The sequence below is a fragment of the Streptomyces sp. Ag109_O5-1 genome, from assembly GCF_003814875.1.
Lineage (GTDB): Bacteria > Actinomycetota > Actinomycetes > Streptomycetales > Streptomycetaceae > Streptomyces > Streptomyces sasae.
This window is the reverse complement of record NZ_RKQF01000001.1, coordinates 4,055,388-4,080,858: the sequence shown is the minus strand read 5'-3', so window position 1 is coordinate 4,080,858 and position 25,471 is coordinate 4,055,388. Positions and strand designations below refer to the sequence as shown.

At 69.2% G+C, this 25,471-nt stretch carries 21 protein-coding genes and 1 pseudogene; 10 read left to right on the top strand and 12 right to left on the bottom strand.

Features of this window, described 5'->3' with window-relative positions:
* Positions 1 to 179 precede the first annotated feature (179 nt).
* A complete protein-coding gene (locus tag EDD90_RS18410) occupies positions 180 to 815 on the bottom strand; it encodes a TetR/AcrR family transcriptional regulator (RefSeq protein WP_123974068.1) in 636 nt (211 codons plus the stop codon).
* Between the two features lie 176 nt (positions 816 to 991).
* Here EDD90_RS18410 and EDD90_RS18405 point away from each other — a divergent pair, with 176 nt between their 5' ends.
* The 5 genes from EDD90_RS18405 (at position 992) to EDD90_RS18380 (ending at position 5,885) form a co-directional block, all read left to right on the top strand.
* The gene (locus tag EDD90_RS18405; protein WP_123974067.1) at positions 992 to 1,966 is read left to right on the top strand and encodes a tetratricopeptide repeat protein; all 975 of its coding nucleotides are present in this window, start codon (positions 992 to 994) and stop codon (positions 1,964 to 1,966) included.
* A gap of 622 nt (positions 1,967 to 2,588) precedes the next feature.
* Positions 2,589 to 3,236 (top strand): DUF6230 family protein, encoded by a 648-nt coding sequence (locus tag EDD90_RS18395; RefSeq protein ID WP_123974066.1) that lies wholly within the window; start codon positions 2,589 to 2,591, stop codon positions 3,234 to 3,236.
* 147 nt (positions 3,237 to 3,383) lie between these two features.
* A complete protein-coding gene (locus tag EDD90_RS18390; RefSeq protein WP_123974065.1) occupies positions 3,384 to 3,935 on the top strand; it encodes a DUF6114 domain-containing protein in 552 nt (183 codons plus the stop codon).
* Positions 3,925 to 5,292 carry a hypothetical protein gene (locus tag EDD90_RS18385; protein ID WP_185149142.1) on the top strand — a complete coding sequence of 456 codons (1,368 nt, stop codon included), beginning with the start codon at positions 3,925 to 3,927 and terminating at the stop codon, positions 5,290 to 5,292. Before EDD90_RS18390 ends, EDD90_RS18385 begins: the two co-directional genes overlap by 11 nt.
* 110 nt (positions 5,293 to 5,402) lie before the next feature.
* A complete protein-coding gene (locus EDD90_RS18380; protein ID WP_123974063.1) occupies positions 5,403 to 5,885 on the top strand; it encodes a hypothetical protein in 483 nt (160 codons plus the stop codon).
* A gap of 75 nt (positions 5,886 to 5,960) precedes the next feature.
* Here EDD90_RS18380 and pyk read toward each other — a convergent pair whose 3' ends face one another.
* The 3 genes from pyk to pta all read right to left on the bottom strand — a co-directional run bounded on the left by pyk (position 5,961) and on the right by pta (position 10,794).
* Positions 5,961 to 7,385 (bottom strand): pyruvate kinase, encoded by a 1,425-nt coding sequence (pyk, locus tag EDD90_RS18375; protein WP_123974062.1) that lies wholly within the window; start codon positions 7,383 to 7,385, stop codon positions 5,961 to 5,963.
* 80 nt (positions 7,386 to 7,465) lie between these two features.
* Positions 7,466 to 8,683, bottom strand: coding sequence for an acetate kinase (locus EDD90_RS18370; protein WP_123974061.1), 1,218 nt, complete (start codon positions 8,681 to 8,683; stop codon positions 7,466 to 7,468).
* Positions 8,680 to 10,794, bottom strand: a complete 2,115-nt coding sequence (pta, locus tag EDD90_RS18365; RefSeq protein ID WP_123974060.1) for a phosphate acetyltransferase — start codon at positions 10,792 to 10,794, stop codon at positions 8,680 to 8,682. Before pta ends, EDD90_RS18370 begins: the two co-directional genes overlap by 4 nt.
* Positions 10,795 to 10,981: 187 nt before the next feature.
* Between pta and EDD90_RS18360 the strand changes: the two genes are divergently transcribed.
* On the top strand, positions 10,982 to 12,007 hold the full coding sequence (locus EDD90_RS18360; protein WP_123974059.1) for an ATP-dependent 6-phosphofructokinase: 1,026 nt from the start codon (positions 10,982 to 10,984) through the stop codon (positions 12,005 to 12,007).
* 13 nt (positions 12,008 to 12,020) lie between these two features.
* On the opposite strand, the gene EDD90_RS18355 is transcribed toward EDD90_RS18360, so the two are convergent.
* The 4 genes from EDD90_RS18355 to EDD90_RS18340 form a co-directional block, all read right to left on the bottom strand.
* Positions 12,021 to 12,734: an XRE family transcriptional regulator gene (locus tag EDD90_RS18355; protein ID WP_185149141.1), complete on the bottom strand. Its 714-nt coding sequence runs from the start codon at positions 12,732 to 12,734 to the stop codon at positions 12,021 to 12,023.
* A 100-nt stretch (positions 12,735 to 12,834) separates the two neighbouring features.
* Complete coding sequence (locus EDD90_RS18350) at positions 12,835 to 13,689, bottom strand: carbohydrate ABC transporter permease (RefSeq protein WP_123974057.1); 855 nt, start codon at positions 13,687 to 13,689, stop codon at positions 12,835 to 12,837.
* Positions 13,690 to 13,698: 9 nt separating this feature from the next.
* A complete protein-coding gene (locus EDD90_RS18345) occupies positions 13,699 to 14,559 on the bottom strand; it encodes a carbohydrate ABC transporter permease (protein ID WP_123974056.1) in 861 nt (286 codons plus the stop codon).
* Positions 14,556 to 15,929, bottom strand: coding sequence for an extracellular solute-binding protein (locus EDD90_RS18340; RefSeq protein ID WP_123974055.1), 1,374 nt, complete (start codon positions 15,927 to 15,929; stop codon positions 14,556 to 14,558). The genes EDD90_RS18345 and EDD90_RS18340 overlap by 4 nt, the downstream gene beginning before the upstream one ends.
* 134 nt (positions 15,930 to 16,063) lie before the next feature.
* Here EDD90_RS18340 and EDD90_RS18335 point away from each other — a divergent pair, with 134 nt between their 5' ends.
* Together EDD90_RS18335 and EDD90_RS57380 are read left to right on the top strand one after the other, a co-directional pair.
* Positions 16,064 to 16,528: a PPOX class F420-dependent oxidoreductase gene (locus EDD90_RS18335; RefSeq protein ID WP_123974054.1), complete on the top strand. Its 465-nt coding sequence runs from the start codon at positions 16,064 to 16,066 to the stop codon at positions 16,526 to 16,528.
* 133 nt (positions 16,529 to 16,661) lie between these two features.
* A pseudogene (locus EDD90_RS57380) lies at positions 16,662 to 16,946 on the top strand (ATP-binding protein); the annotation flags it as partial.
* A gap of 6 nt (positions 16,947 to 16,952) precedes the next feature.
* Here the strand turns inward: EDD90_RS57380 and EDD90_RS18320 are convergent.
* The gene (locus tag EDD90_RS18320; RefSeq protein WP_123974053.1) at positions 16,953 to 18,938 is read right to left on the bottom strand and encodes a tetratricopeptide repeat protein; all 1,986 of its coding nucleotides are present in this window, start codon (positions 18,936 to 18,938) and stop codon (positions 16,953 to 16,955) included.
* A gap of 97 nt (positions 18,939 to 19,035) precedes the next feature.
* Positions 19,036 to 19,884 (bottom strand): 5'-methylthioadenosine/S-adenosylhomocysteine nucleosidase, encoded by an 849-nt coding sequence (locus EDD90_RS18315; RefSeq protein WP_123974052.1) that lies wholly within the window; start codon positions 19,882 to 19,884, stop codon positions 19,036 to 19,038.
* Between the two features lie 122 nt (positions 19,885 to 20,006).
* Between EDD90_RS18315 and EDD90_RS18310 the strand changes: the two genes are divergently transcribed.
* Positions 20,007 to 20,567, top strand: coding sequence for a hypothetical protein (locus EDD90_RS18310; RefSeq protein ID WP_123974051.1), 561 nt, complete (start codon positions 20,007 to 20,009; stop codon positions 20,565 to 20,567).
* Between the two features lie 53 nt (positions 20,568 to 20,620).
* Positions 20,621 to 23,053 carry a tetratricopeptide repeat protein gene (locus EDD90_RS18305; protein ID WP_123974050.1) on the top strand — a complete coding sequence of 811 codons (2,433 nt, stop codon included), beginning with the start codon at positions 20,621 to 20,623 and terminating at the stop codon, positions 23,051 to 23,053.
* On the opposite strand, the gene EDD90_RS18300 is transcribed toward EDD90_RS18305, so the two are convergent.
* Both EDD90_RS18300 and EDD90_RS18295 read right to left on the bottom strand, forming a co-directional pair.
* On the bottom strand, positions 22,938 to 23,621 hold the full coding sequence (locus EDD90_RS18300) for a response regulator (protein WP_123974049.1): 684 nt from the start codon (positions 23,619 to 23,621) through the stop codon (positions 22,938 to 22,940). The genes EDD90_RS18305 and EDD90_RS18300 overlap by 116 nt on opposite strands.
* Positions 23,621 to 25,243, bottom strand: a complete 1,623-nt coding sequence (locus EDD90_RS18295) for a sensor histidine kinase (protein ID WP_123974048.1) — start codon at positions 25,241 to 25,243, stop codon at positions 23,621 to 23,623. Before EDD90_RS18295 ends, EDD90_RS18300 begins: the two co-directional genes overlap by 1 nt.
* Between the last annotated feature and the right edge of the window lie 228 nt (positions 25,244 to 25,471).

The window sequence follows — 25,471 nt, the reverse complement described above, 5'->3', positions numbered from 1 at the left end:
CGGCTCGGTGGGTGGGGGAGTGGCGGTCTCGGTCGGTTCGGCCGGTTGGGTAGCGGTCGTCGTGTCTGGCTCGGCCGGTTGGGGAGTGGCGGTCGCGCCTGGTTCGGTGGGTGGGGAGAGTGGCTGTCGCGGTCGGTTCGGCCGGTGGAGGAGTGGCCGTCGGTCGCTTGGGCGGTTGGTTATGGGGTGGTTGGTTCGGGGGGCTCTGAGCCGAGGCCCTGTAGTAGTACGCGGGTGAAATCGCGTACCCACTCCTCGTTCGCCGGTTTGCCGCTCATCAGGGTGCGGTGGACCACCGCGCCCGCCACCATGTCGAAGATCAGGTCCACCGTGCGGGCGGCCTCCTCCGGATCCGGCTCCGCGGGGAGTTCGCCGCGGCACTGGGCCCGGGACCGGCCCGCCACGACCAGCCGCTTCTGGCGGTCCACGATGGAGGCACGGATACGTTCCCGCAGCGCTTCGTCCCGGGTCGACTCGGCCACCGCCGCCATCAGCCCGCTCTTGGCCTCCGGGCGGTCCAGGATCGCCGCGAACTGGAGCACCACGCCCTCGATGTCGTTGGCCAGGCTGCCGCGGTCGGGGAGTTCGAGTTCGTCGAAGAGTTCCGCCACCGCGTCGACGACGAGTTCGTTCTTGCCGGCCCAGCGGCGGTAGAGCGTCGTTTTTGCAACCCCGGCCCTTGTCGCCACGTCTCCCAAGGTGAGCTTGGACCAGCCCAGTTCGACCAGCGCCTCGCGCGTCGCCGCCAGGATCGCCGCGTCGGCGGCGGCGCTGCGCGGGCGTCCGGTACGGCCGGCGGGGGTAGGGCTCTGCATGCCACGACCATAACCGGCGGTTCATGTGATGCCGTGAGGGAGATCACCGGAATGTGGTGTCGCGGGGGTTCCCGGGGGTATTACGCTACGGGTCGTAGCGAAAGCTGGGGCGGTTCGCCGGACCCGGCTTTCACAACGTTTTTCACACACACGCGGGAACGGGGGAGGATAGACGCATGCAGCCACGGAACATGTCCATGAGCGGCGTCGTCGACCTCGCCGCGGTGAAGGCGGCCCAGGAGGCCAAGGCCAAGGCCGAGCAGGCGCGCGCCGAAGCGGTCCGGCAGGGTGGGGCCGGCGCCGTATCCCCCGCTGACCTGGTCATCGACGTCGACGAAGCCGGCTTCGAGCGCGATGTCCTGCAGCGGTCCGCCGAAGTCCCCGTCGTCATCGACTTCTGGGCCGAGTGGTGTCAGCCCTGCAAGCAGCTGAGCCCGGTCCTGGAGCGCCTCGCCGTCGAGTACGACGGCCGCATCCTGCTGGCCAAGATCGATGTCGACGCCAACCAGATGCTGATGCAGCAGTTCGGGATCCAGGGCATCCCGGCGGTGTTCGCCGTCGTCGCCGGGCAGGCGCTGCCGCTCTTCCAGGGCACGGCGAGCGAGGAGCAGATCCGGGGGACGCTGGACCAGTTGGTGCAGGTCGCCGAGGAGCGCTTCGGGCTGACCGGACTGGTCGTCGACCCCGACGCGCAGCCGGGTGCCGTCCCGGCCGGGCCAGCGGTGCCGGCCGGCCCTTACGACGCCCTCCTCGAAGCCGCGGTCCAGGCGCTGGACGCGGGAGACCTGGGCGGTGCGATCCAGGCCTACCGGAACGTGCTGAGCGACGACCCGGCCAACAGCGAGGCCAAACTGGGACTCGCGCAGGCCGAGTTGCTCCAGCGCGTACAGGGCTCGGATCCGCAGCAGGTGCGCAAGGAGGCGGCCGAGAAGCCGGCCGACGCCGAGGCGCAGATCGCCGCCGCCGACCTGGATCTGGTGGGCGGGCATGTCGAGGACGCCTTCGGGCGGCTGATCGAGACCGTGCAGCGGACGGCGGGGGACGACCGGGACGCCGTACGGCGGCGGCTTCTTGAGCTCTTCGAGGTCGTCGGCACCGACGATCCGCGGGTCGTGGGCGCGCGCAGGGCGCTGGCGCGGGCGTTGTTCTGACCAGTCGCTAAACGTCACGTCCTGTGATGCCCGAGTGAAAGATTGGCCGAGGTGATGTCACAGCGGTCGCTCTTTACCAAATCTTGGTAATCGCGGCCGCTGTTACTCGGAGTAAATCAGGGGCGTTGATCTGTCTGATTCCGTCCAGGGATAAACGGTTTTGCTCTGCCCCTGGATGCCACCCAGAGTCGCTCTCCGAGACCAGCGGGTCGTCCTTCGGTTATCCGCCCGTTACTACCCAGTAACGAAGCCCCTTGTGCGGGCGGCGAGAATGCACCACGATCGGCGACGCTCGGTCCATTCCCCTACCCCGACAGCCAATCGGGTGCGGTGGGTTCATCTGGGTCCCCACCGAGCAGAGTCGGCGGCAGTGGCGCCGACTCTTGGGCAGGGGGGTCTTCGCCCTGTGGCGAAGCCTGTCCAGCAAGGTTGTGCGTGATGCGTGTCAGGCGCGACCAGTGGTTGTCGCTCGGGGGTGATCGCCGGTGATCGAGGTGCCGTTCGTGCCTCCGAGCTCGGCGCTCCCCTTCCGAGGACGTAGCACTTCTCCCATCCCTGCCCGGCCGAGCCGCCGCCGGTGGCGATACCGGGCCAGGAGATGTACGTCCGAGAAGGAGGAAATATGGAGTCCCAGGTGCGTGGCGGGACCAGATGGAAGCGCTTCGCTGTGGTCATGGTGCCCAGCGTCGCCGCTACGGCCGCGATAGGTGTCGCCCTCGCGCAGGGCGCTCTCGCCGCGTCGTTCAGCGTGTCGGGCCAGCAGTTCAAGGTCACGGCCGACCAGCTCGAGGGTGACGGCTTCGTCCAGTACGGTGCCGTCGACTCGGGCGTCACCCTCGCCGGTGACAAGACGATCCACCCGGTGGCGGTCTCGGCGTTCAACACGGCGAAGATCACCAACCTGTGCCAGTCCGTGGTCACCCCGAACGTTCCGATCTTCGGCAACGTCAGCCTGATCCTGCACGCGGGCACCGACAGCAGCAAGCCGGTCGAGGCCAGCAAGCTGTACATCGACCTCGACGACCTGAGCGCCGACGCGACGTTCACCAACATCAACATCGGTGTCGCGGCCGGCAGCTCGACCAAGGGTCCGGGCATCAAGTCGGACGAGGTCGCCAACAAGCAGACGAACCCGAACGGGTTCGCGCAGGAGGCCGACCACGCCTCCCTGTCCGGCGTGAAGCAGACGGCGTGGGCGACCACCGCCGGAACCTTCAAGCTGAGCGGTCTGCACATGTCGATCTCGACGAAGGGTGCGGAGTGCTACTAAGCACTCCGTGACGGGCGGGGCGGGGGAGCCGACGGCACCCCCGCCCGTCCACCTTCTTCCCACGGTCTTCACACGCGGTACAACGCACCATCACCGCACCACACAGCATCACCACCACAGCAACGCCGCACCAGGGAGCTGTTTTCCATGAGCGCCGAGACTCCTGCCGCACCCGGTCAGTTCACCCGCCGGAGGCTGCAGTTCCGCTCCTGGCGGGGCACGCGGCCGTTCTGGGCCGGTCTGTACATCCTGCTCGCCGGTTTTCCGATCATGTACTTCCCGTACGCGCACCTCCAGATCGGCAACCTCACGGTGGCCATGGCCACCACCGCCGGTGCCGGGTCCCTGATCATCGGCGTGCTGCTCGTCGTCCTGGGCATCAGCCTCTGGTTCCAGAAGCACATCCGCACCTTCGCGGGTGTCGCCGCGATCCTGCTCGCGCTGGTGTCCCTGCCCGTGTCCAACTTCGGGGGCTTCGTCCTGGGCTTCCTGCTCGCCCTGATCGGCGGAGCGATGGCCGTGGCCTGGGGGCCGGGTGCGCCCAAGCAGCCGCAGCCGGAGGGCGATGTGCCGCCCGCGGGGGACGACACCCCGGACGAGGACACGTACTTCGCGGGTTCGGACGGCGTGGCCGACTCGAACGACCTGTCAGGAACAAGCCCGGTGAACGGGGCGAACGGGAGGCACAGTGCCGGCTGACGAGGTGACCCACGGGACTGATGTGGACGAGTCCCGTGTGAGAACCGGGCCGCGCCATGCGGCACCCAAGAGGCCGCTGTTCACCAGGTTCCACATGCCGGCGGGCAAGGCGATCGCCTCCGTGGCGATGCCGACGGCCGTGCTCGTGGGCTTCGGGTTCACTTCGACGCTCGCGATCGCCGACACCAACAACACGTCGTCGACGTCGAACAGCCAGAAGGCCGACGAGTACAAGAACTGCGTCTCCGCCCTGGACTCCGCCTCGCCCTCCGCGAGCGCGAGCGACGACTCCACGTCCTCGGCCACGCCGTCCGCCACGGCGTCGGCCGACGCGACGAAGCACTCGACGTCGTCGGGCAAGTCGTCCTCGTCGGATTCAGGTTCCGGCGACACGGCCACGCCGACGCCGTCCGCGTCCAAGTCGTCGTCCTCGGACTCGTCGGGTTCATCCGGTTCGTCGGGCTCGTCCGGCTCCGGCAGCACGGCGACCCCGTCGCCGTCCGCCTCCGCGAGCAGCGGCGGCAACCTGCTGGAGACGATCGGGGACGCGATCACCGGCATCCTCAGCGGCGGTACGACGAGCGGCTCGTCGGACTCCACGGCGAGCGCGACGCCGTCGCCGTCGGCCTCCGCGTCGTCGGACTCGTCGTCGTCCTCTTCTTCCTCTTCGTCCACTTCGTCCACTTCGGACAAGTCGTCGAGCAAGGATGACGGCAGCACCGCCTCCGACACCGTCAAGGACACGGTCTCCAAGGCCACCAAGGCGGTCACGGACACCGTGAAGGACACCACCGGCACGGCGACCAAGGCGGCTGCCGACGCCACCTCCAGCGCCTCGCCGAGCCCGTCCGCTAGTTCCACCACCTCGGCCGACGGCTGTGAGGCCGCCACCGACGACGTGAGCGGCGTCGACAACAAGGAGGCGGTGGCGGACAACCCCTGGTACCTCAGCGCCAGCTCACTCACGCTGAAGAGTGCCGACTACCAGGGTGTGGTCGAGGTGAAGACGGCCAGCGGTGCGAAGAAGAAGGTGCTGAAGTACGTCATCTCGGGTGGCACCGACATCGGCAACCTGCACCAGACGGTCAAGGACACGACCATCGGCAAGACCTACCACGTGCAGGCGGCCAACGGTTCGACGTCGACGATCACCGGTGGCGCCACGACGATGTACACGGAGTCCATCTCCGGGAACCTCTTCGGCCTGATCCCGATCACGTTCAGCCCGGACAACCCGCCGCCGCTGAACATCCCCCTGATCTACTTCACCAACGTGAAGGTCGTCCAGGCAGCGCAGTTCGGCGGCACCCTGCACGTACCCGGGATGCACGTCTACACGACCGACGGAACCAGCTGAGCTCCGTCCACAGACCCGTTCGGGAGCCGCGAGAAGGCTGTGCCCCGCCGAGTACCGACTCGGCGGGGCACAGCTCTGACCGGCACTCTCCGGCGGAGCGGAGAGCAAAGATGATCACTTTCGCCTTCGAGCCCCGCGCCGAGGACGTCTTCTGGTCCCCGGAGTGGCGACCGGTCAACCCGGACCGCCCGGAGCACCCGGAGCTGACCGGCGCGGACTTCTCCATGAGCTGCTTCCTGGCAGACGTCCGGCTCGGCGTCCACGGCGTGGATCTCAGCCTGCGCACGCCGGGACTGCCCGTGGCCGACTTCGCTCTGATGCTGGAGTACGCGAGAACAGAGCTGGAGACCCGGAGTGACATCGCGGTGGAGACAAGCGTGACCCAGCATGTGTTCTCGCTCAGCCGTGGATCGGACGCCGTCACCCTGACGACGAACTACGCGCCGGGTGCGGCCGAGCTGACCTGGGCCGAGCTGTGGCAGCTCACCGACCGGGCGAAGGCCGAAGCGTTCCGGCTGATCACCACCGCCCATCCGGAGCTGCGCGACAACGCGTGGCTGCGGGAAACGGTCGGAGCACCGCCGACCGCGTGATCCCACGGCGAAGAACCGAGGGCGCCCCCTGTCGCAGGGAGCGCCCTCGGTCGTGCAAGACCCTTTACGGGTGTGTCACTTGCTGCCGCCGATGTGGTGGACGCGGAGCATGTTGGTGGTGCCGGAGACGCCGGGGGGCGAACCGGCCGTGATGATGACGGTGTCGCCCGGGTTGAAGCGGTTGATCTTGGCGATCTCCATGTCGACCATGTCGACCATCTCGTCCGTGGTGTTCACGAACGGCACCACGTGCGACTCCACGCCCCAGCTGAGGGTGAGCTGGTTGCGGGTGTTCTCGTCGGTGGTGAAGGCGATGATCGGCTGCTGGGCGCGGTAGCGGGAGAGGCGGCGGGCCGTGTCACCGGACTGCGTGAAGGCGACCAGGCCGCGGCCGCCGAGGAAGTCGGCGATCTCGCAGGCGGCACGGGCCACCGAACCGCCCTGCGTACGCGGCTTCTTGCCGGGGACGAGCGGCTGCAGGCCCTTGCTCAGCAGCTCCTGCTCGGCCGCGGAGACGATCTTCGACATCGTCTTGACGGTCTCGACCGGGTACGCGCCCACGCTGGACTCGGCGGACAGCATGACCGCGTCGGCGCCGTCCAGGATCGCGTTGGCCACGTCGGAGGCCTCGGCGCGGGTCGGGCGGGAGTTGGTGATCATCGACTCCATCATCTGGGTCGCCACGATCACCGGCTTGGCGTTGCGGCGGCACAGCTCGATGAGCCGCTTCTGCACCATGGGGACCTTCTCGAGCGGGTACTCGACGGCGAGGTCGCCACGGGCGACCATCACGGCGTCGAACGCCAGCACGACGCCCTCCATGTTCTCGACCGCCTGCGGCTTCTCCACCTTGGCGATGACGGGGACCCGGCGGCCCTCCTCGTCCATCACCCGGTGGACGTCGTTGACGTCCTTGGCGTCCCGCACGAAGGACAGCGCGACCATGTCGCAGCCCATGCGCAGAGCGAACCGCAGGTCCTCGATGTCCTTGTCGCTCAGCGCGGGCACGTTGACGGCCGCACCGGGCAGGTTGATGCCCTTGTGGTCGGAGACGACACCGCCCTCGATGACGATCGACTTCACCCGCGGGCCCTCGACGTCCAGGACCTTCAGCTCGACGTTGCCGTCGTTGATCAGGATCTGGTCGCCGCGCGAGACATCGCCCGGCAGGCCCTTGTAGGTCGTACCGCAGATGTGCTTGTCGCCCGGGACGTCCTCGGTCGTGATGACGAACTCGTCACCGCGCTCCAGCTCCACCGGTCCCTCGGCGAAGGTCTCCAGACGGATCTTCGGGCCCTGCAGGTCGGCGAGGACGCCGATGGGCCGGCCGGTCTCCTTGGAGGCGGCCCGGACGCGGTCGTAGCGTCCCTGGTGCTCGGCGTGCGAGCCGTGGCTGAAATTGAACCGGGCCACGTTCATGCCGGCCTCGATCATGGAGACCAGCATCTCGTGGGTGTCGACCGCGGGGCCGAGAGTACAGACGATTTTCGAACGGCGCATGGGGCGATCCTATCGGTTTGTTTCGATGCGGAATATACCGTCTGGTGGAAGATACAAATGGGCGCTAATGTGCTCAGCTGTTAATTCCGACCGGCGTCGACCAGTGCGTACGTCTGCGTCGCGATCTCGAGTTCCTCGTCGGTCGGCACCACGGCGACCGCGACCCGCGCGGCCGCCGGCGATATCAGCCGCGGCCCGTCCGCCCGTACGGCGTTCAGCTCCGGGTCCACGGCCAGCCCCAGCCCCTCCAGCCCGGCGACGGCCGCCTCCCGCACGGGCGCCGCGTTCTCCCCGACCCCCGCCGTGAACGCCACCGCGTCCACCCGGCCGAGCACGGCGTAGTAGGCGCCTATGTACTTCTTCAGACGGTGAATGTAGATGTCGAAGGCGAGCTTCGCGTCCTCGTCGCCCTCGTCGATCCGGCGCCGGATCTCCCGCATGTCGTTGTCACCGCACAGCCCGAGCAAACCACTCCTCTTGTTGAGAAGAGTGTCGATCTCATCCATGGACATTCCGCCAACTCGGGCCAAATGAAAAATGACGGCCGGGTCCAGATCGCCGGAACGGGTTCCCATCACGAGCCCCTCCAAAGGCGTCAGCCCCATGGAGGTGTCCACGCACCGGCCGCCCCGGACGGCGGAGGCGGACGCCCCGTTGCCGAGGTGCAGCACGATGACGTTGACGTCCTCCGGCGCCCTGCCCAGCAGCCGGGCCGTCTCCCGGGAGACATACGCGTGCGAGGTGCCGTGGAAGCCGTAGCGGCGGATCCGGTGCCGGTCGGCGATCTTCGGATCGAGCGCGTAGCGGGCCGCGGACTCCGGCATCGTGGTGTGGAACGCCGTGTCGAAGACGGCGACCTGCGGCAGGTCCGGGCGCAGCGCCTGCGCCGTGCGGATGCCGGTCAGGTTCGCCGGGTTGTGCAGCGGGGCGACCGGGATCAGCCGCTCGATCTCGGCGAGCACCGCATCGTCGATCACGGTCGGCTCGGTGAAGAACATCCCGCCGTGCACCACCCGGTGCCCGATCGCGGCCAGCTCCGGCGAGTCGAGCCCCAGCCCGTCCCTCGTGAGCTCCTCCGCCACCGCCTTCAGGGCGGCCTCGTGATCGGCGATCGGCCCGTTCTGCTCACGGGTGTCTCCGCTGCCGAGACAGGTGTGCTTGAACCGCGAGGTCTGCTCGCCGATCCGCTCGACGAGGCCCACCGCCAGCCGGCTGCTGTCCCGCATGTCCAGCAGCTGGTACTTCACCGACGAGGAGCCGGAGTTGAGGACGAGGACACGGGTCGGACTGGGGCTCACTGGACGGTTGCCTTCTCGCTCGGGGACGCGGCCGGGGACCCGGCCGCGTTCTGGGCCTGGATCGCCGTGATGGCGACGGTGTTGACGATGTCCTGGACGAGGGCGCCCCGGGACAGGTCGTTGACGGGCTTGCGCAGCCCCTGCAGCACCGGCCCCACCGCGATCGCGCCGGCCGACCGCTGCACGGCCTTGTAGGTGTTGTTGCCGGTGTTCAGGTCCGGGAAGATCAGCACGCTGGCCTGTCCGGCGACCGCGGAGCCCGGCAGCTTGGTCGCAGCGACGGACGGCTCCACGGCCGCGTCGTACTGGATCGGCCCCTCGATCATCAGATCGGGCCGGCGCGAGCGCGCCAGCTCGGTCGCCTCCCGCACCTTGTCCACGTCCGCCCCCGAACCCGACGTACCCGTCGAGTACGACAGCATCGCGATCCGCGGCTCCACACCGAACTGGGCGGCGGTCGCGGCGGACTGGATGGCGATGTCGGCGAGCTGCTCGGCGTTCGGGTCCGGGTTGACCGCACAGTCGCCGTAGACCAGCACCTTGTCGGCCAGGCACATGAAGAACACGGACGACACGATCGACGACCCCGGCGTGGTCTTGATGATCTCGAAGGCGGGCCGGATGGTCGCGGCCGTGGAATGCACGGACCCCGACACCATCCCGTCCGCCAGCCCCTCCTGCACCATCAGCGTGCCGAAGTAGTTGACGTCGGAGACCACGTCGTACGCCAGCTCCACCGTCACGCCCTTGTGCGCGCGGAACAAGGCGTACTGCTCGGCGAAGCCGTCGCGCAGTTCGGAGGTGGCCGGGTCGATCAGCTGGGCGTCGGCGAGGTCGATGCCCAGGTCGGCGGCCTTCTTGCGGATCTGGTCCACCGGTCCGAGCAGTGTGATGTCACATACCCCCCGGCGCAGCAGCACCTCCGCCGCGTGCAGCACCCGCGTCTCGGTGCCCTCCGGCAGCACGACCCTTCGCTTGTCGGAACGGGCCTGTTCGAGCAGCTTGTGCTCGAACATCATCGGGGTGAGCCGGCCGGTGCTCGGCGCCGAGACCCGCTTGTTGAGGCCGGCGGTGTCGACGTACCGCTCGAACAGACCGAGCGCGGTCTCCGCCTTGCGCGGGGTGGCCGCGTTCAGCTTGCCCTCCATCGAGAACAGCTGGGCGGCGGTCGGGAAGCTGTTGCCGGGCACGGATATCACCGGGGTGCCCGGGGCGAGCCGGGCGGCCAGGGTGAGGATCTCGTCGGTGGGCCGCTCGTTCAGGGTGAGCAGCACGCCGGCTATGGGCGGGGTGCCGGCGCTGTGCGCGGCCAGCGAGCCGATGACCAGGTCGGCGCGGTCGCCCGGGGTGACGACCAGACAGCCCGGGGTCAGGGCGCCCAGGAAGTTCGGCAGCATCGCTCCGCCGAACACGAAGTCCAGTGCGTCCCGCGCCAGCCCCGAGTCGTCGCCGAGCAGCACCTTCGCACCGAGCGCGTGGGTGATCTGGGCGACCGTCGGCGCGGACAGCGCGGGCTCGTCCGGCAGCACGTACACCGGCACCGGCAGCCGCCCGTCGATCCGCTCGGCGATCTCGTCGCGGTCCTCGCGGGCCACCCGGTTCGCGACCATCGCCAGCACGTCGCAGCCCAGACCGTCGTACGCCCGGAAGGCGTTCCGGGTCTCCGCGAGCACCGACTCCGCGCTCTGGTCACGGCCGCCCACCACCGGGATCACCGAGGCGCCGAACTCGTTGGCGAGCCGGGCGTTCAGGGACAGCTCGTCCGGGACCAGGGTGTCGGCGAAGTCGGTGCCGAGCACGAGGACGACCTCGTAGTCACGCGCTACCAGGTGGAAGCGGTCGACGAGGGTGGAGACCAGTTCGTCGGCGCCCCGCTCGGCCTGGAGGGCGGACGCCTCGTGGTAGTCCATGCCGTAGACCGTCGCCGGATCCTGGGAGAGGCGGTACCGCGCACGGAGCAACTCGAACAGACGGTCGGGACGGTCATGGACAAGGGGGCGGAACACACCGACCCGGTCCACCTGCCGGGTCAGCAGCTCCATCACGCCCAGCTCGACCACCTGGCGGCCGTCGCCGCGGTCGATCCCGGTCACGTACACGCTGCGCGTCACGTGTGCACTCCATCCCTGTGTCGTACTGGTGCGGCCGCATAAAAACCGCCCACCGGGGTGAGCGGAACCCTCTTGACAATACCCCCGACGCCGGATAAGGCGCCCGTCAGGATTTCAGTGCCCCCGCGCGGCATGAAACAATCGGATCGGCTCACCGGTCACAAAAGCGAGCAGGAGACACACCCCCATGCGCATCGGAGTTCTCACCGCAGGCGGCGACTGCCCCGGCCTGAACGCCGTCATCCGATCGGTGGTGCACCGGGCTGTCGCCCAGTACGACGACGAGGTCATCGGTTTCGAGGACGGCTTCCGGGGCCTGCTCGACGGCCACTACCGCACCCTCGACCTGGACGACGTCGGCGGCATCCTGGCCCGCGGCGGCACGATCCTGGGCTCCTCGCGGCTGGAGCGGGACCGCCTGCGCGAAGCCTGCGAGCTGGCCACCGACATGGTGGAACAGTTCGGCATCGACGCGCTGATCCCGATCGGCGGCGAGGGCACGCTGACGGCGGCGCGGATGCTGTCCGACGCCGGCCTCCCGGTCGTCGGCGTCCCGAAGACCATCGACAACGACATCTCCTCCACGGACCGCACCTTCGGCTTCGACACCGCGGTGGGCGTCGCCACGGAGGCGATGGACCGGCTCAAGACCACTGCCGAGTCCCACCAGCGGGTGATGGTCGTCGAGGTCATGGGCCGGCACGCGGGCTGGATCGCGCTGGAGTCCGGGATGGCCGCGGGCGCGCACGGCATCTGCCTCCCCGAACGCCCCTTCGACCCCGCCGACCTGGTCAAGATGGTCGAGGAGCGCTTCTCCCGCGGCAAGAAGTTCGCCGTCGTGTGCGTGGCGGAGGGCGCCCACCCCGCCGAGGGCACGATGGACTACGGCAAGGGCGAGATCGACCAGTACGGCCACGAGCGCTTCCAGGGCATCGGCACGGCACTCGCGTACGAGCTGGAGCGGCGGCTCGGCAAGGAGGCCAAGCCGGTCATCCTCGGGCACGTCCAGCGGGGCGGCACGCCCACCGCGTACGACCGCGTCCTCGCGACGCGGTTCGGTTGGCACGCGGTGGAGGCGGCGCACCGGGGGGAGTTCGGCAAGATGACGGCGCTGCGGGGGACGGACGTCGTGATGGTGCCGCTCGCCGAGGCGGTGACCGAACTGAAGACGGTGCCGAAGGACCGGATGGACGAGGCCGAGTCCGTTTTCTAAGGGGCGCCCCACATCAGGGGGCCGGGTACTCGACCCGCCTCCAGAAGTGGGCCACCACCTGGGCCAGGAACTCCTGGCCCCTTCTTTCGGCCTCCGCCGATGCGGGCGAGTCGCCCCATGACAGCGTTGCCGTCATCTGGCCCTGGTAGGCCTCGTGCAGGTCGCGCAGGCTGTCCTCGATCAGGCGCTTGTCCAGCGGGAGCAGTTTGCCCACCGGCCGGACCTGGCCCTGCCAGCGGGTGGTGACCGCGCTGCGGAGCAGCTCGGCCAGCTTCTCCTCCCTTCCCGTGACGGTGATGAAGTCCGCCAGGGAGAGCCGGAGCAGCTCGGCCAGGGCGGCGGACTGGCGTTCCGTGCCCCGCCAGTTCTCGTCCTCCTCCATCTCCAGGTAGCCGAGGAGATCGAGGCCGACGGCCGACGCCACCTCCTCCGGGGCGATGCCCTGCGCGATCCGGTGTTCGCGCAGGGTCCGCGGCCGGCCGATCAGGTCACCCGGAAGACACCACAACACCCCCGCCAGCGCGGTGAGTTCGGGGCTGGTCGGGGTCGCTGCCCCCTGCTCCCAGGCGCGCACGAGATCGGGGCTGGCGTACGGCAGTCCGTACGACGCCCGTAGATCGTGGGCCACATGCTCGGGCCCCATGCCGAGAGCGGCGCGGAGCCTGCGGGCGGCGGGGGCGTTGAAGGGGGGACCTGGCTGGTTCGGCAGAGCTGGGGGTCGGCGCACAGCCGACAAGGTAAGGGTGCGCGAGGGCGCTGACTACGGTCCGTTCGGCCAGGAACACGGATGGTGGGAACGTACGGATTCACGGGTGGTGCTTACCTGTTCATCCCTTGACGGCGCCCCCCAGTGCGAACCCACCGCCCAGCCGGCGTGCGACCAGCACGTACAGCAGGATCACGGGCGTCGAGTAGATGACGGAGAACGCGGCGAGCTGGCCGTAGGCGACCATGCCACGGTTGCCGAAGAAGTCGTTGATGCTGACCGAGGCGGGCATCTGGTCCGGCGAGAGCAGCAGCATGAACGGGACGAAGAAGTTGCCCCACATCATCACGAAGGCGAAGACGGTGACGACGGCGAGACCGGGTCCCATGAGCGGAAGCACGATCCGCACCAGCGACTGGGCGGAGTTGGCCCCGTCCGTCCAGGCGGCCTCCTCCAGCTCCTTCGGCACGCCGTCCATGAAGTTCTTCATCAGCCAGATGGCGAACGGGAGTTGGGAGGCGGCGAAGAACAGGATCGTGCCCTGCATGGTGTCGATGAGATTGATCCGTACGAACAGCGCGTACACCGGCACCATGATCGCGGTGATCGGCAGGCTCGTCGCGAACAGGATGGAGAGCAGGAACGGCCGGTTGAGCCGGGACCGGTAGCGGGAGAGCGGATAGGCGGCGAGGGCGGCGCAGACGACCGTCAGCGCGGTGGCGCCCCCGCACAGGATCAGGCTGTTGAGGAGCGGGGTGTAGGTGATGTCGGGGGTGAGGATCGCGTCGAAGTTGCCGAAGGTGAACCCGTCCGGGATCTTCACCCGGAGACCGGCGTGCGGGTCGACGGCGGAGAGCACCACCCAGGCGAGCGGGAGCACGAAGGCGGCGGCCACGACGAGCAGGCCCAGGTCGGCGGCGAGGCGCCGGGACCGGCGTCTGGAGCGGTGTCCGGAACCGCGTCTGGAGCGGGGCATCTGTTTGTCTCACACCTCCGTACGCAGCAGCCGCATGTAGACGACGGAGAAGAGCGAGCCGACGAGAAGCAGCAGCAGTGCGACGGCAGTGCCGTACCCGATCATGCTGTTCTGGAAGGCCTGTTCGTACATGAAGAGGGGCAGTGTCTGGCTCCTGTCGCCCGGCCCGCCCCGGGTCATCACCCAGATCAGCCCGAACACGGACAGCGTCTGCAGCGTGTTGAGCATCAGGTTCGTTCCGATGGACCGCCGGATCATCGGCAGCGTGATGTGCCACATCCGCCGCCAGCCGCCGGCGCCGTCGACCTCCGCCGACTCCTCGATCTCGTCCGGTATCTCGTCGAGGGCGGCGGAGTAGACGAGCATCGAGAAGGCGGCGCCCCGCCACACGTTGGCGAACGACACGGCCAGGATGGGCAGGGTGAACAGCCAGTTCTGGGACGGCAGATGGAGGAAGCCGAGGATGGCGTTGAGGGTCCCCTCCCTCCGGAAGAACGCGTACAGCAGGAACCCGGCGACGACCTCCGGCAGCACCCACGCCGTGATCACGATCCCGCCGGTGAGCGTCCGCACCGGCTTCGACGCCCGCCGCATCAGCGCGGCGAGCGCCAGCCCCAGCGTGTTCTGCCCGAGCAGCGAGGACAGCACGGTGAAGACGAGGGTCAGCCAGACGGCGTTCAGGAAGGCGTCGTCGTGGAACGCCCTACGGAAGTTGGCGAACCCGACGAAGGAGGCGTGCGCCTGGCCGGTGAGCTGGAGGTCGGTGAAGGCGATGTAGGCGCAGTAGACGATGGGCCCGGCGAGGAAGAGGAGCAGCAGGACGAGTGCGGGAGTGAGGGGGAGGGCGCGGCCGATTCGCCTGGCGATCACTGGGTGACCACTTGGTCGTCGGTGACGTCCTTGAGCGTCGAATCGTAGGTGCTCGCGGCCTTCTCCACGGACGCGTCCCCGGTGGTCACCCCTTCCATGGCCTCCTGGATGGCGGTGGAGACCTTCGGATACGCCGGGTAGGCGGGCCGGTAGTGGGTGCTCGCGACGAGATCGGTGAAGAACTTGATGCCGGGCTGGGCGGACGCGTACGACGGATCGCCCGCGACGTCCTTGCGCACCGCGATCCCCGAGTTGGCGATGTACCACTTCTCTGCGTTCGCCTTGGTCTGCATGGTCTTGATGAAGTCGAAGGCGAGATCGGGGTTGCCGGCCTTGGCCGGGACGGACCAGGTCCAGCCGCCGGACATGCTCACCTTGCCGGGGGCCTGGCCGTGCTGGGTCGGCATGTACGCCAGCCCGAGATCCTTGGACCAGTCGGGCCACTCGTGCCCGCTGTTCTTGCCCCACGACTGCGGCAGCCAGGACCCGTCGAGGTTGATGCCCAGCTTGCCCTGGGGCATGAGCTCACCCCAGACGGTGTTCCGGTAGTTGGGATCGAGCGCGTCGGAGACGTCCGGCCCCAGCTTGTCCTTGTACACGGTCTCGACGAACGACAGCGCGTCCTTGAACCCCTGACTCCCGGCGATCCACTTCTTGCTGCTCTTGTCGTACAGCGGGTCGCCGGCCCCGTCGTTGGTGCCGTACAGCAGCATCTCGAAGCCCTGCATGGTGGCGGTCTCGCCGGCGGGTTTGCCGGTGTAGACGTTGAGGGGCGTGACGCCGGGGACCTTCTGCTTGATGGTCCGGGCGGCGGCGAGCACGTCGTCCCAGCTCTTGGGCTGCCAGTCGGCCGGCAGCCCGGCCTTCTCGAACACGCGCTTGTCGAACCAGAGCCCGCGGGTGTCGGTCCCGTCCGGCACCCCGTACGTCTTCCCGTCCTCCCCTCTCGCCGCGGACTTGGCGGTGTCGATGAACTGTCCCCAGTCCTGCCACTTGGCGAGGTAGGAGTCGAGGGGCTTCAAGTACCCGCTGGTGATGTCGGAGTTGATGAGGAAGGTGTCCTCGTAGACGAGGTCGGGTGCGGTTCTCGGCGACCGGAGCATCTGCTCCAGCTTGGTGTAGTAGTCGGCGTCCGAGGCCTTGATGGGGACGAGCTCGACCTTCTTCCCCGGGTACTCCTTCTCGAACTGCTTCTTGATGTCCGCGAGGTAGTTGTCCGTCACCTTGACGGTGTTGTCCATGGACTCCTTGAAGGAGACCTTGACGGTGTCGGGACTGCTCCCGGATCCGCTGCTGCAAGCGGTCAGGGAGGCGGCTGAGGTGACGAGGGCGAGGGCAAGGATGCTGACGGCGGTGGGGCGCACGGGCACGACCTCCTCGGGGCGCACTGCGCTGTGGCCTGGGGGTTCGTCTCTGCTTGCCGTGTGAAGGTAAGTGGAGTGGTCTAGTCAGGTCAATGCGTCTGCGGGGGTTTGCTGTGTGAGGGACGGGTGAGGATGCCCCCATGTATTCCGTCGACCGCACAGGCAAGTTGGACGAGCACGTTCGCGAGCGGCTGCTGGCGCCGAACTTCTGGCACCTTGCGACCGTCGGGCCGGACGGGGCGCCGCAGGTGTCGCCCATGTGGGTGGACCTCGAAGGCGACCACGTCATGGTCAACACGGCGATCGGCCGCGTGAAGGAGGAGAACCTGCGCCGCAACCCCGGCGTCTCGCTCTCGCACCACGACCCGGACAATCCCTACGACCGGGTGGAGATCCGGGGGCGGGTGGTGCGGTTCGTGGAGGGGGAGGCGGCGGAGCGGTCCATGGACCGCTTGACCCGGAAGTACATCGGGGAGGACCGGTATCCGTGGCTGCTGCCGGGGGAACGGCGGGTGATGCTGCTGATCGAGCCGGTGAAGGTGCGACGGGTGGTCGGGGTGGAGCCGTTCCGGCCGGGGGTGCTGGAGGGGGAGATGGGCGAGTGAGAGGCTGGGGCCGCTAGATGATCAATTCCAAGGGGTTAGTGATCGTAGGAGGTGAGCGAGCGGAGGGTGGATTGTCCGGTGTGGTCGTTGTGCCAGATGGCGGCAGCCAGCGCGAGTATGCGTTGCGTGACGCGAACTGGCCGCGTGTGCCTGTCGGTTCACGCCGACGGAGGAGGTCTATCTGTCGCTGCGGTACCGGGAGGACGCGCTGAGGGTGATCCTCTACGACGGGCATCCTCGGCACCGTCACCCTCGGGTCGCTGCGGCTTGCGAGGTACGGAGGCGGGCCGCGCTGCGGGTGCTGGGGTGCGTGGTGCGGGCGTGTGAGGGGGAGTGGGGGTTCGGGGAGGGGCGGGAGCCTGGGGGTGGGACGCGGATGTGGGCGGTGTTGCCGGGGTGGGGGGCTCGGGGGTGGTGAGGGAGACTAGTCGAGTTCGGCGGCCCGGGTGCGGGCTCGGGCTGCTTCGGTGAGAGCGTTTGCTCGGGTGTAGGCGGCGGCGGCCTGGAGGTAGGAGGTGCGGGCTTCGGCGGGGCTGCGGGCGGCCACGTGAGCGCGAGCCAGGTTGTCGAGGGTGTGTCCCTCGCCGTACCAGTCCTCGAAGTCCCGGCGGTCCTCAAGGGACTTGCCGTATGCCGTGATCGCCTCCTCCGCACGGCCTGCGGCCAGTAGGGCGCTGCCGAGGTTGTTCCATGTCCTGGCTTCGCGATGGCGGTCTCCCATGGTCTGAAACAGGTCGCGGGCGCGGGTGTGAGCGTCGATCGCCTCCTCCGCTCTGCCCGCCGCCATCAGGGCGCCGCCGAGGTTGTTCCACACCCTGGCCTCGCTATGGCGGTCTCCCGTGGCCTGGAACAGGTCGCCGGCGCGGCGGTGTGCGTCGATCGCCTCCCCTGCCCGGCCCGCCTCCCGCAGGGCGTTGCCAAGGCAGTCCCACACGATGGCCTCGCTGTGGCGGTCTCCGACGTGCTGGCACAGGTCACGGGCGCGGGTGTGGGCGTCGATCGCCTCCCCTGTCCGGCCCGTCTGCCGTAGGGCTATGGCGAGGTCGTTCCTCGCCATAGCCTCGCGGTGACTATGCCCGGCTTGGTGGGCGGCCTCTCCGGCGGTCCCCGCAACGGCGATCCAGTCGTCGAAATACCGTCGCCAGCCCAGGTACACCGCCAGGTTCCCGGCCAGCCGCACTGCAGTGTCCGCGTACCGCTCCTCGCGCGCCCACCCCACCGCCGCCACCAGACCCGCCCGCTCCTCGTCCAGCCACGCCAACGCCTCTGCTCGGTCCCCGAATCGCTCCGGCTCCACCCTCCCCGGCAGCCACTGCAACCGGTCGTCAGCCGCAATGGCCCATCGGCAGTAGAACTCCAACACCCGTTCCCGGGCTGCCTCACCCTCCTCCCGCAACCCCACATCCCCCGCCACCACACCCACCCCATAGGCTCGCACCAGGTCATGCAACCGCCACCGCACCTCCACCGAAGCCGCCCCTTCGCTTTCCCGGACCGGTGTGACGAGATGTGTGGCGGCCAAGTCCTCCAGCAGGGACAGCGCGGTCTCCTCGCCGAGGTCGGCAAGTGCGGCCACGGCGTCCGTGCTGGTCTCCGTACCCGGTGCGAGGGCAAGCAGCCGCAACAACCGCGCCTGATCAGGGGGCAGCCGACGATACGAGGTCTCCAGCACAGGCCGGAGGACGAGCGAACGGCCGTACTGATCCGTACCGCGACTGCCGTTGTCGAGGACGGTGGCCGGGTCCCCGGTCTCCTTGATCTCGGCGACCAGCGAGGCGATGCTCCGGTGTCGGCGTCGGCGCAGCATCGCGGCCCCGATCTGGAGGGCCAGAGGCAAGTGGCCGCAGAGGTGCGTCAACTCGCGTAGGGCGTCCGGTTCGCGGGCGGGGCGGTCGTCGCGCTCGTCGGTGTCGTGCAGGGCGCGGCTGACCAGGGCGACAGAGTCGTCCGGGGCGAGGGTCTCAAGGTCGATGAGGCGTACCGGCAGGGCGTCGGGGCGGTCCCGGGAAGTGATCAGCACGCGGTGGTGGTCCGTGCCCGGCAGTAGCGGGAGGTACTGGGACGGATCCGATGCGTTGTCCAGGATCAGCAGCATCCGCTTCTGCTGTTCGGCGAGGAGTGCGCCGTAGGCGTCGTACTGGCGTTCCGTGGTCGGCGGCAGATCCTGCGCTCGGACGCCGAGGGCGTCGAGGAGGGCCAGGACCGCCTGGTCCGCGGTGACCGGGTCGGCGTCGTAGCCGCGCAGGTCCACGAAGAGCGTGCCGCCCGGGAACCACCCCTCCGCCCGCGACCGATGCGCCGCCTCCACCGCCAGCGCGGTCTTGCCGATGCCTCCCATGCCGGTGACGGCGAAGATGAGAAGGGGGAGGGCGTCCCCGTCGGCCTTGTCCGGGGCGAGGTGCGGGAGCAGGCGCTCCAGTTCCGTCGTCCGGCCGGTGAAGCCCAGCGGGCGTGGCGGCAGGGTGGCCGTCGCGTGGGGGACTGGGCCGTGGGTCGTGCCCTTGCCGCTACCGTCCGGTCCGCTTGCCGATGACGGGGCCGTGGAAGGTGCCGCCCCTGAAGTCCATGTGGTCGCCCCCGTACCGTTCTTGGGGATCCTCCTCGGAGTCGGAGGACTCCCGGGGCTGGTGCTTGCGCAGGACCCCCACCGCCACCGACGCGGCCCGTTCGGCGGCGAGGATCTGCGAGCCGGAGGCGTCGGCCGTGTGCTTGTCGGCGTTGGCGAGGTCGCTGATGCCCCGGATCACCAGGGTGTCCAACTGGCCGTTCAGGTGGGCTGCGTGCGCGGCACCGGAGCCCTCCATCTCGATCGCGCAGGCGTCGTTGTAGTGGTGGCGGATGTGGGCGGCGAAGGCCGATCTGTCGTCGGCCAGGACGACATCGCCGACGGCGATCGGCTTGCGGTGCCCTCGTACGTCCGGCATGTCCCGCAGCGCGGAGCGCGCCGCCTGCACCAGCCGGTGCGAGCCGACCCACATCTCGGGGCGCGCCTGGAAGCCCTCCGGGGTCTGCTTGCCGCCGTGGATCGCGTACACCTTCGTCCCGACCACGACGTCACCGATCTCGATGTCGTCCTTCAGTCCGCCCGCGACGCCGACGAAGAGCACCGCCTCGGGGTCGAGCCAGTCGACGATCTGTGTGGTGAGCGAGGCGGCGGTCAGGGCACCCACGCCCAGCTCGGCGAGCGCCACGGTCCAGGCGGTGTCCGCGAGCCGGCCGAGTTCGGCCCGGGTGCCGTTCTTGGGGTGGACGATCTCCTCGGCGTCGACGAGATGGGCGCGCACGGCGTCGTACTCCTCCGGCAGAGCGGTGAGGATGACGGCTGCGGCGGTGGGACGCGGTCGCTTCGGGGGCATTTGTCAACGGTAGCGCCAAGCTGCCCGGCCCACAGGCCTGTTGGCGACTGCCGTAATAAGACCAGATCGGCAAGGGTAGGGTCGCCCGGCGGGAGTCGGCCCGTCGGGCGGGGGAGAGCCGTATGCCGGAGCAAGCAGTCACCGTCGGGCAGTTGCTGCTCGCCGAGTACCAGACGATCAAGGACGAGCAGAAGGCGCGCATCGGGTTCCGGGACAACCTGCTGTACGTGGCGCTCGCGATCGTGGCCGCCGTCATCGCCGCGGCGGGCCAGGCGAAGCAGGCGTCGATGCTGCTTGCGCTGCCGCCGGTGTGTGTCGTGCTCGGGTGGACGTACCTGGTCAACGACGAGAAGATCTCGGCGATCGGGCACTACGTGCGGGATGAGTTGGGGCCCCGGCTCGCCCAACTGGCTTCCGAGGAAGGGGATTTCAGCACCTTCGGCTGGGAGGCCTATCACCGGACCGACGTCCGGCGGCGGACCCGCAAGACGATCCAGGCCGTGATCGATCTGACGGCGTTCTGTGCAGTGCCGCTGGCGGCGCTGGTGGTGTTCTGGGCGGGCGGGGACGGTGGTGGGTTGCTGGTCGGGCTGTCGGTGCTGGAGGCGCTCGCGGTGGTGGGGCTCGGGGCGCAGGTCCTGTTGTACATGAGGCCAGCGAGACCGGCACGGACCCCGGCCTGACGCCGTACCGTTGATGCTCACGCATCAGAGGGCATCGGGGAACGGAACGGCGCATGAGAGCGGCTTTGTCGGCTTTGCTGGCGGCCCTGGCCGAGGGCGCGGGTGGCGATGCCGGACGGGTGCTGGCCGAAGCGGCGAACGATTCGCGCAGGCCGGAGGCGTTACAGGCCTGGGGTGACCGGGTTGCGGAGTTGCTCGGCGGGGATCCGAGGGTTGCGGGTGCCGTTGCGGCTGCCATGGAGCGGTATGTGCCGGGTAGTGCTGCTACCTGGTACGGCGGTGATCACTCCGACTTCCGTGGTGGGGTCTTTCTGCGTGAGGTGGTCGGGGTTCAGGTCGTGATCCAGCAGAGCGGGGGCCCCGCTGCGCCGGAGGCGTTGGCCTCGCTGCCGCCGCGGCCCGGTGGGTTCACCGGGCGGAAGGACGAGACGTCCGAGCTGCTGCGTGCGCTCGACGATTCCGCCGCGGTCCTCGTCACTGCCTTGTCGGGGCTCGGCGGCATCGGCAAGACGGCGCTCGCTGTCGAGACCGCGCATCTGGCGTGTGGGAAAGGGTGGTTCCCGGGCGGGGTGCTCTTCGTCGACCTGCACGGGTACGACGAGCAGCCGGTCAGCGCCGACCAGGCTCTCCAGTCGCTGCTGAGGGCGCTCGGAGTTCTGCCGCAGCACATCCCGGCTACGGCCGATGACCGGGCGGTTCTCTATCGGTCGGTGCTCGCCGAGCGGGCGCGAGAACGGGGTGCGGTGCTGGTGCTGGCCGACAATGCTTCGTCGCCGGATCAGGTGCGGCCATTGCTGCCGGGGGAGGGGAGGCATCGGGTGCTGGTGACGTCACGCGACCGGCTTCCCCAACTCGGAGCGCGGCTTGTGCCGTTGGATCAGCTCACACCCGAGGAGGCACGGCGACTTCTCGACCTGGCCCTGAGGATCGCCGATCCGGAGGACAGGCGCGTGGCGGATGACACCGAGGCCGCCGGACAACTCGCCGACCTGTGCGGACATCTGCCCCTGGCTCTTCAGATCGCGGTCGCGCTGTTGGCCGAGGACCCGGGTATGCCGGTCGCGGAACTCGTCGGCGAGCTGGAGGCTTCGCACGACCGGCTCGTCCATCTCGATGACGGCGAGCGCAGTGTCCGCGCCGCCTTCGAGCTGTCGTACCGCCGGCTGTCGCCCGAGCAGGCCCGGCTGCTGCGCCTGCTCGCCCTTGCGCCTGGGCCCGAGGTGAGTGACGAGGTTGCCGCCGTGCTGATGGGGACTGATGCTCCTCCGCTGCGGAACCTGAGGGCACTGGCTCGTGCGCACCTCGTCGAGCGGGGGAGCGGCCGGGCATGGTGGCGGTTGCATGACTTGGTGCGGGTCTATGGGGTGGGTGTGGCGGCGGGGGATGTGGGGTTGCGGGAGGAGGGGGAGGCGGCCCGGGATCGGGTCCTGGGGCTCTACCTACGGCGGACCAACGCCGCTGACATCCGATTGCGGTGGCTGCCTGGGATGCCAATGCCGGAGTGGTTCGTGCTGCGGGAGGAGGCCTTGGCGTGGCTGGACGCTGAGCGTGTGGGTCTGGTGGCGGCGGTGGGGTGGGCGCGGGAGGCGAGGTTCTCCGGCAATGCGGTGCGCCTCGCCCTGAGCCTGGCGGAGTACCTGCACTGGCGACGGTATTTCGACGACATGATCGCTACAGCGCGGCTTGCGCGCGATGCCTGCAACCAGACCGGGGACCACGTTCGTGAGGGCATTGCGTGGAACAACCTTGGCAGTGCCATGAGAGAAGTGGGCCGGGCAGACGAGGCCATCGAGGCACACGCCCGGGCCCGTGAGTTGTTCAAGGCCGGTGAATACCGCGAAGGCGAGGCCAACGCGTGGAACAACCTCGGCAGCGCTTTGAGAGAGGCAGGTCGGGTCGAAGAAGCGATCGAGACCCTGAGTCGATCTCGCGACCTGCATGCGGCCGCTGGGAACCGACACCGTGAGGCCATGGCCTGGAACAGCCTCGGTTGGGCGTTGTACGAGGCGGGCCGAACAGAAGGGGCGATCGAGGCCCTCATCCGGGCCCGCGATCTGCACGCGGCCGCTGGAGACCGTCACCGCGTGGCCATCGCGGTGAACAACCTTGGCAATGCCCTACAGGTGCTAGGACGGACCGACGAGGCGATCGAGGCGTTTACCAAGTCGATTGAGATCCGCAGGGAGTTCGAGGACTGGTACGGCGAGGGAGTGGCCTTGTACAACCTGGCCTTCACTCAGAAGAGCGCACATCGTCTCGCTGCGGCCCGCACCGCCTTTCTCCAGGCCGCCGAAGCCTATGCCCGCGCAAACGCCCCCGTCGAAGCAGCCGAAGTCCGTGCTTACGCCGCCGAGCTCGACACCTCCGTCCCTACCGCCCCCGCCCCCACCGGTAAACCAACTCCGGCCTCCCCACCTGCCCGTACAACGGACTCCGCCCAGCCCGCCCCGCCTCAACCAAATGCTCCAGATAGCGCCGGGCCGTGATCCGAGAGATCCCCACGCTCTCCGCCAGCGCCGCCGCGGTCAGCCCCTCCTCCGCCTCCCGCAAGGCCACAGTGACCCGCTCCAAAGTCGGCGCACTCAACCCCTTCGGAAGCGCCGCCGGCGAAGGTGCCCGCAGTGCAGCCAGCGCCCGGTCCACCTCGTCCTGGCCGCTTGCCTCGCCCACCGCCGCGCGGAATTCCGAGTACCGGGTCAGGCGGTCGCGGAGGGTCGCGAAGGTGAACGGCTTCAGGACGTACTGGACTACGCCCAGCGAGACGCCCTCCCGTACCACCGCCAGGTCCCGCGCCGATGTCACCGCTATGACGTCCGCCTGATGGCCCGCCGCGCGTAGCGACCGGGCGAACTGCAGGCCGTGCACGTCCGGCAGGTGCAGGTCCAGGAGCAGCAGGTCCACCGGGGTGCGGTCGAGGATCCGCCGGGCCTCCGCTCCTGTGTGCGCCTTGCCCACCGCCACGAACCCCGGCACCCGGTCCACGTACATCACGTGCGCGTCCGCGGCGACCGGATCGTCCTCCACCACCAGCACCCGGATCGGTTCACCGGTCATCACTCCTCACCCCCCGCCACCGACGCCCGCAACGGCAGCCGTACTTCGAACACCGCCCCGCCCCCGGGTGCCTCCGTCACGGTCAGCGTGCCCTCCAGGCGGGTCACCGCCTGGCGTACGAGTGCCAGGCCCAGCCCCCGGCCGCCCGGCCCCGCCGGCTTTGTCGAGAAGCCGCGTTGGAAGACCAGCTCCGCATGGGCGGGGTCCACGCCCGTCCCCGTGTCCGTCACCCTCATCACCAGTTCGGCATCCTCCGCGTAAGCGGTCACTGTCACACGCGCCCCCACCGACCCCTGAGCCGCGTCCACCGCGTTGTCGATCAGGTTGCCGAGAATCGTCACCAGATCGCGCGCCGACAGGCTCTCCGGTAGCAAACCGTCATCCAGCCGGCTCTCGTCCGAGACCACCAGCTCGACGCCCCGCTCGTTCGCCTGGGCCGTCTTGCCCAGGAGGAGGGCGGCCAGGACCGGTTCGCTGACCGCCGCCACCACCTGGTCGGTCAGCGCCTGGGCCAGTTCCAGCTCCGCCGTCGCGAAGTCGACCGCCTCCGAAGCCCTCCCCAGCTCGATCAGCGAGACGACCGTGTGCAGCCGGTTCGCCGCCTCGTGGGCCTGCGAGCGCAGCGCCTGCGTGAAGCCCCGCTCCGAGTCCAACTCGCCCATCAGGGACTGGAGTTCGGTTACGTCGCGGAGGGTGACCACCGTTCCGCGGCGCTCGCCGCCCGACACCGGCGAGGTGTTCACCACCAGGACCCGGTCCGCCGTCAGATGCACCTCGTCCACCCGCGGCTCGGAGGCCAGCAGCGCTCCGGTCAGCGGGGCCGGCAGGCCCAGTTCGGCGACCGAGTGTCCGATCACGTCCCCTTCCGAGCCCACTCCCAGCAGCTCCCGACCCCCGTCGTTGATCAGCGCCACCCGGAACTGCCCGTCCAGCATCAGCAATCCCTCGCGCACCGCGTGCAGCGCCGCCTCGTGGTAGTCGTGCATCCGGCTCAGTTCCGCCGCGTTCATGCCGTGGGTGTGGCGGCGCAGGCGGGCGTTGACGACGTACGTGCCCAGTGCGCCCAGCAGCAGGGCGCCCGCCGCCACCCCGAGCAGCGCCGTGACCTGCTCCTGGACCCGCTGGCTGATCGCCTCCACCTTGATGCCGGCGCTCACCAGGCCGATCACCCGGCCGTTCTCCTCCACGGGGGTCACCGTGCGCACCGACGCGCCCAGGGTGCCCTTGTAGGTCTCGCTGAAGGTGTGGCCGTGCTGGGCCGCGTCGATGTGGCCGAGGTACCGCCTGCCGATCTGGGTCGGGTCGGGGTGCGTCCAGCGGATGCCGTCCGGGGTCATGATCGTGATGAAGTCGACCCCGGTGTCCCGCATGACCTGGAGGGCGTACGGCTGGAGCAGAGCCGAGGGGTTCTTCGTGTGGATCGCCGTACGGACGGAAGGCGCGTCGGCGACCGAGCGGGCCACCGCCGTCGCCTGGCGGGTCGCCGCGTCCTCGGCCTGGTGGCGGTCGCTGACGTAGGTGAACAGCGCGTACCCGGCCACGACCACCGCTATGAGCACGGCCTGCATGGCGAAGAGCTGCCCGGCCAGGCTGCGAGGTCTCGGGACACGGGGGAAGTGCATGGAGTCAGTGTGCCTCGCCGGGCTGACGCCGCTTCCGTTCAGAGACCCGGTACTCACCGATGTACGCGCCGATGTACTCAATGAACACAAGGGTGACCGGCCTCACAGAGCAGGAGATAGTCACCGCAACGAGGAATGAACGGAAGTCGGACACTCGGTTCCGGCCATCGCTTCCCGCCCCTCGAAAGCCGCATCCCCAGCCCCATCCCCCGGACGTGAGCCGCACGC

Coding starts and splice junctions, on each gene's coding strand:
- EDD90_RS18410 (WP_123974068.1), bottom strand. CDS start 815: ATGCAGAGCCCTACCCCCGCCGGCCGTACCGGACGCCCGCGCAGCGCC.
- EDD90_RS18405 (WP_123974067.1), top strand. CDS start 992: ATGCAGCCACGGAACATGTCCATGAGCGGCGTCGTCGACCTCGCCGCG.
- EDD90_RS18395 (WP_123974066.1), top strand. CDS start 2,589: ATGGAGTCCCAGGTGCGTGGCGGGACCAGATGGAAGCGCTTCGCTGTG.
- EDD90_RS18390 (WP_123974065.1), top strand. CDS start 3,384: ATGAGCGCCGAGACTCCTGCCGCACCCGGTCAGTTCACCCGCCGGAGG.
- EDD90_RS18380 (WP_123974063.1), top strand. CDS start 5,403: ATGATCACTTTCGCCTTCGAGCCCCGCGCCGAGGACGTCTTCTGGTCC.
- pyk (WP_123974062.1), bottom strand. CDS start 7,385: ATGCGCCGTTCGAAAATCGTCTGTACTCTCGGCCCCGCGGTCGACACC.
- EDD90_RS18360 (WP_123974059.1), top strand. CDS start 10,982: ATGCGCATCGGAGTTCTCACCGCAGGCGGCGACTGCCCCGGCCTGAAC.
- EDD90_RS18350 (WP_123974057.1), bottom strand. CDS start 13,689: ATGCCCCGCTCCAGACGCGGTTCCGGACACCGCTCCAGACGCCGGTCC.
- EDD90_RS18335 (WP_123974054.1), top strand. CDS start 16,064: ATGTATTCCGTCGACCGCACAGGCAAGTTGGACGAGCACGTTCGCGAG.
- EDD90_RS18315 (WP_123974052.1), bottom strand. CDS start 19,884: ATGCCCCCGAAGCGACCGCGTCCCACCGCCGCAGCCGTCATCCTCACC.
- EDD90_RS18310 (WP_123974051.1), top strand. CDS start 20,007: ATGCCGGAGCAAGCAGTCACCGTCGGGCAGTTGCTGCTCGCCGAGTAC.
- EDD90_RS18305 (WP_123974050.1), top strand. CDS start 20,621: ATGAGAGCGGCTTTGTCGGCTTTGCTGGCGGCCCTGGCCGAGGGCGCG.
- EDD90_RS18300 (WP_123974049.1), bottom strand. CDS start 23,621: ATGACCGGTGAACCGATCCGGGTGCTGGTGGTGGAGGACGATCCGGTC.
- EDD90_RS18295 (WP_123974048.1), bottom strand. CDS start 25,243: ATGCACTTCCCCCGTGTCCCGAGACCTCGCAGCCTGGCCGGGCAGCTC.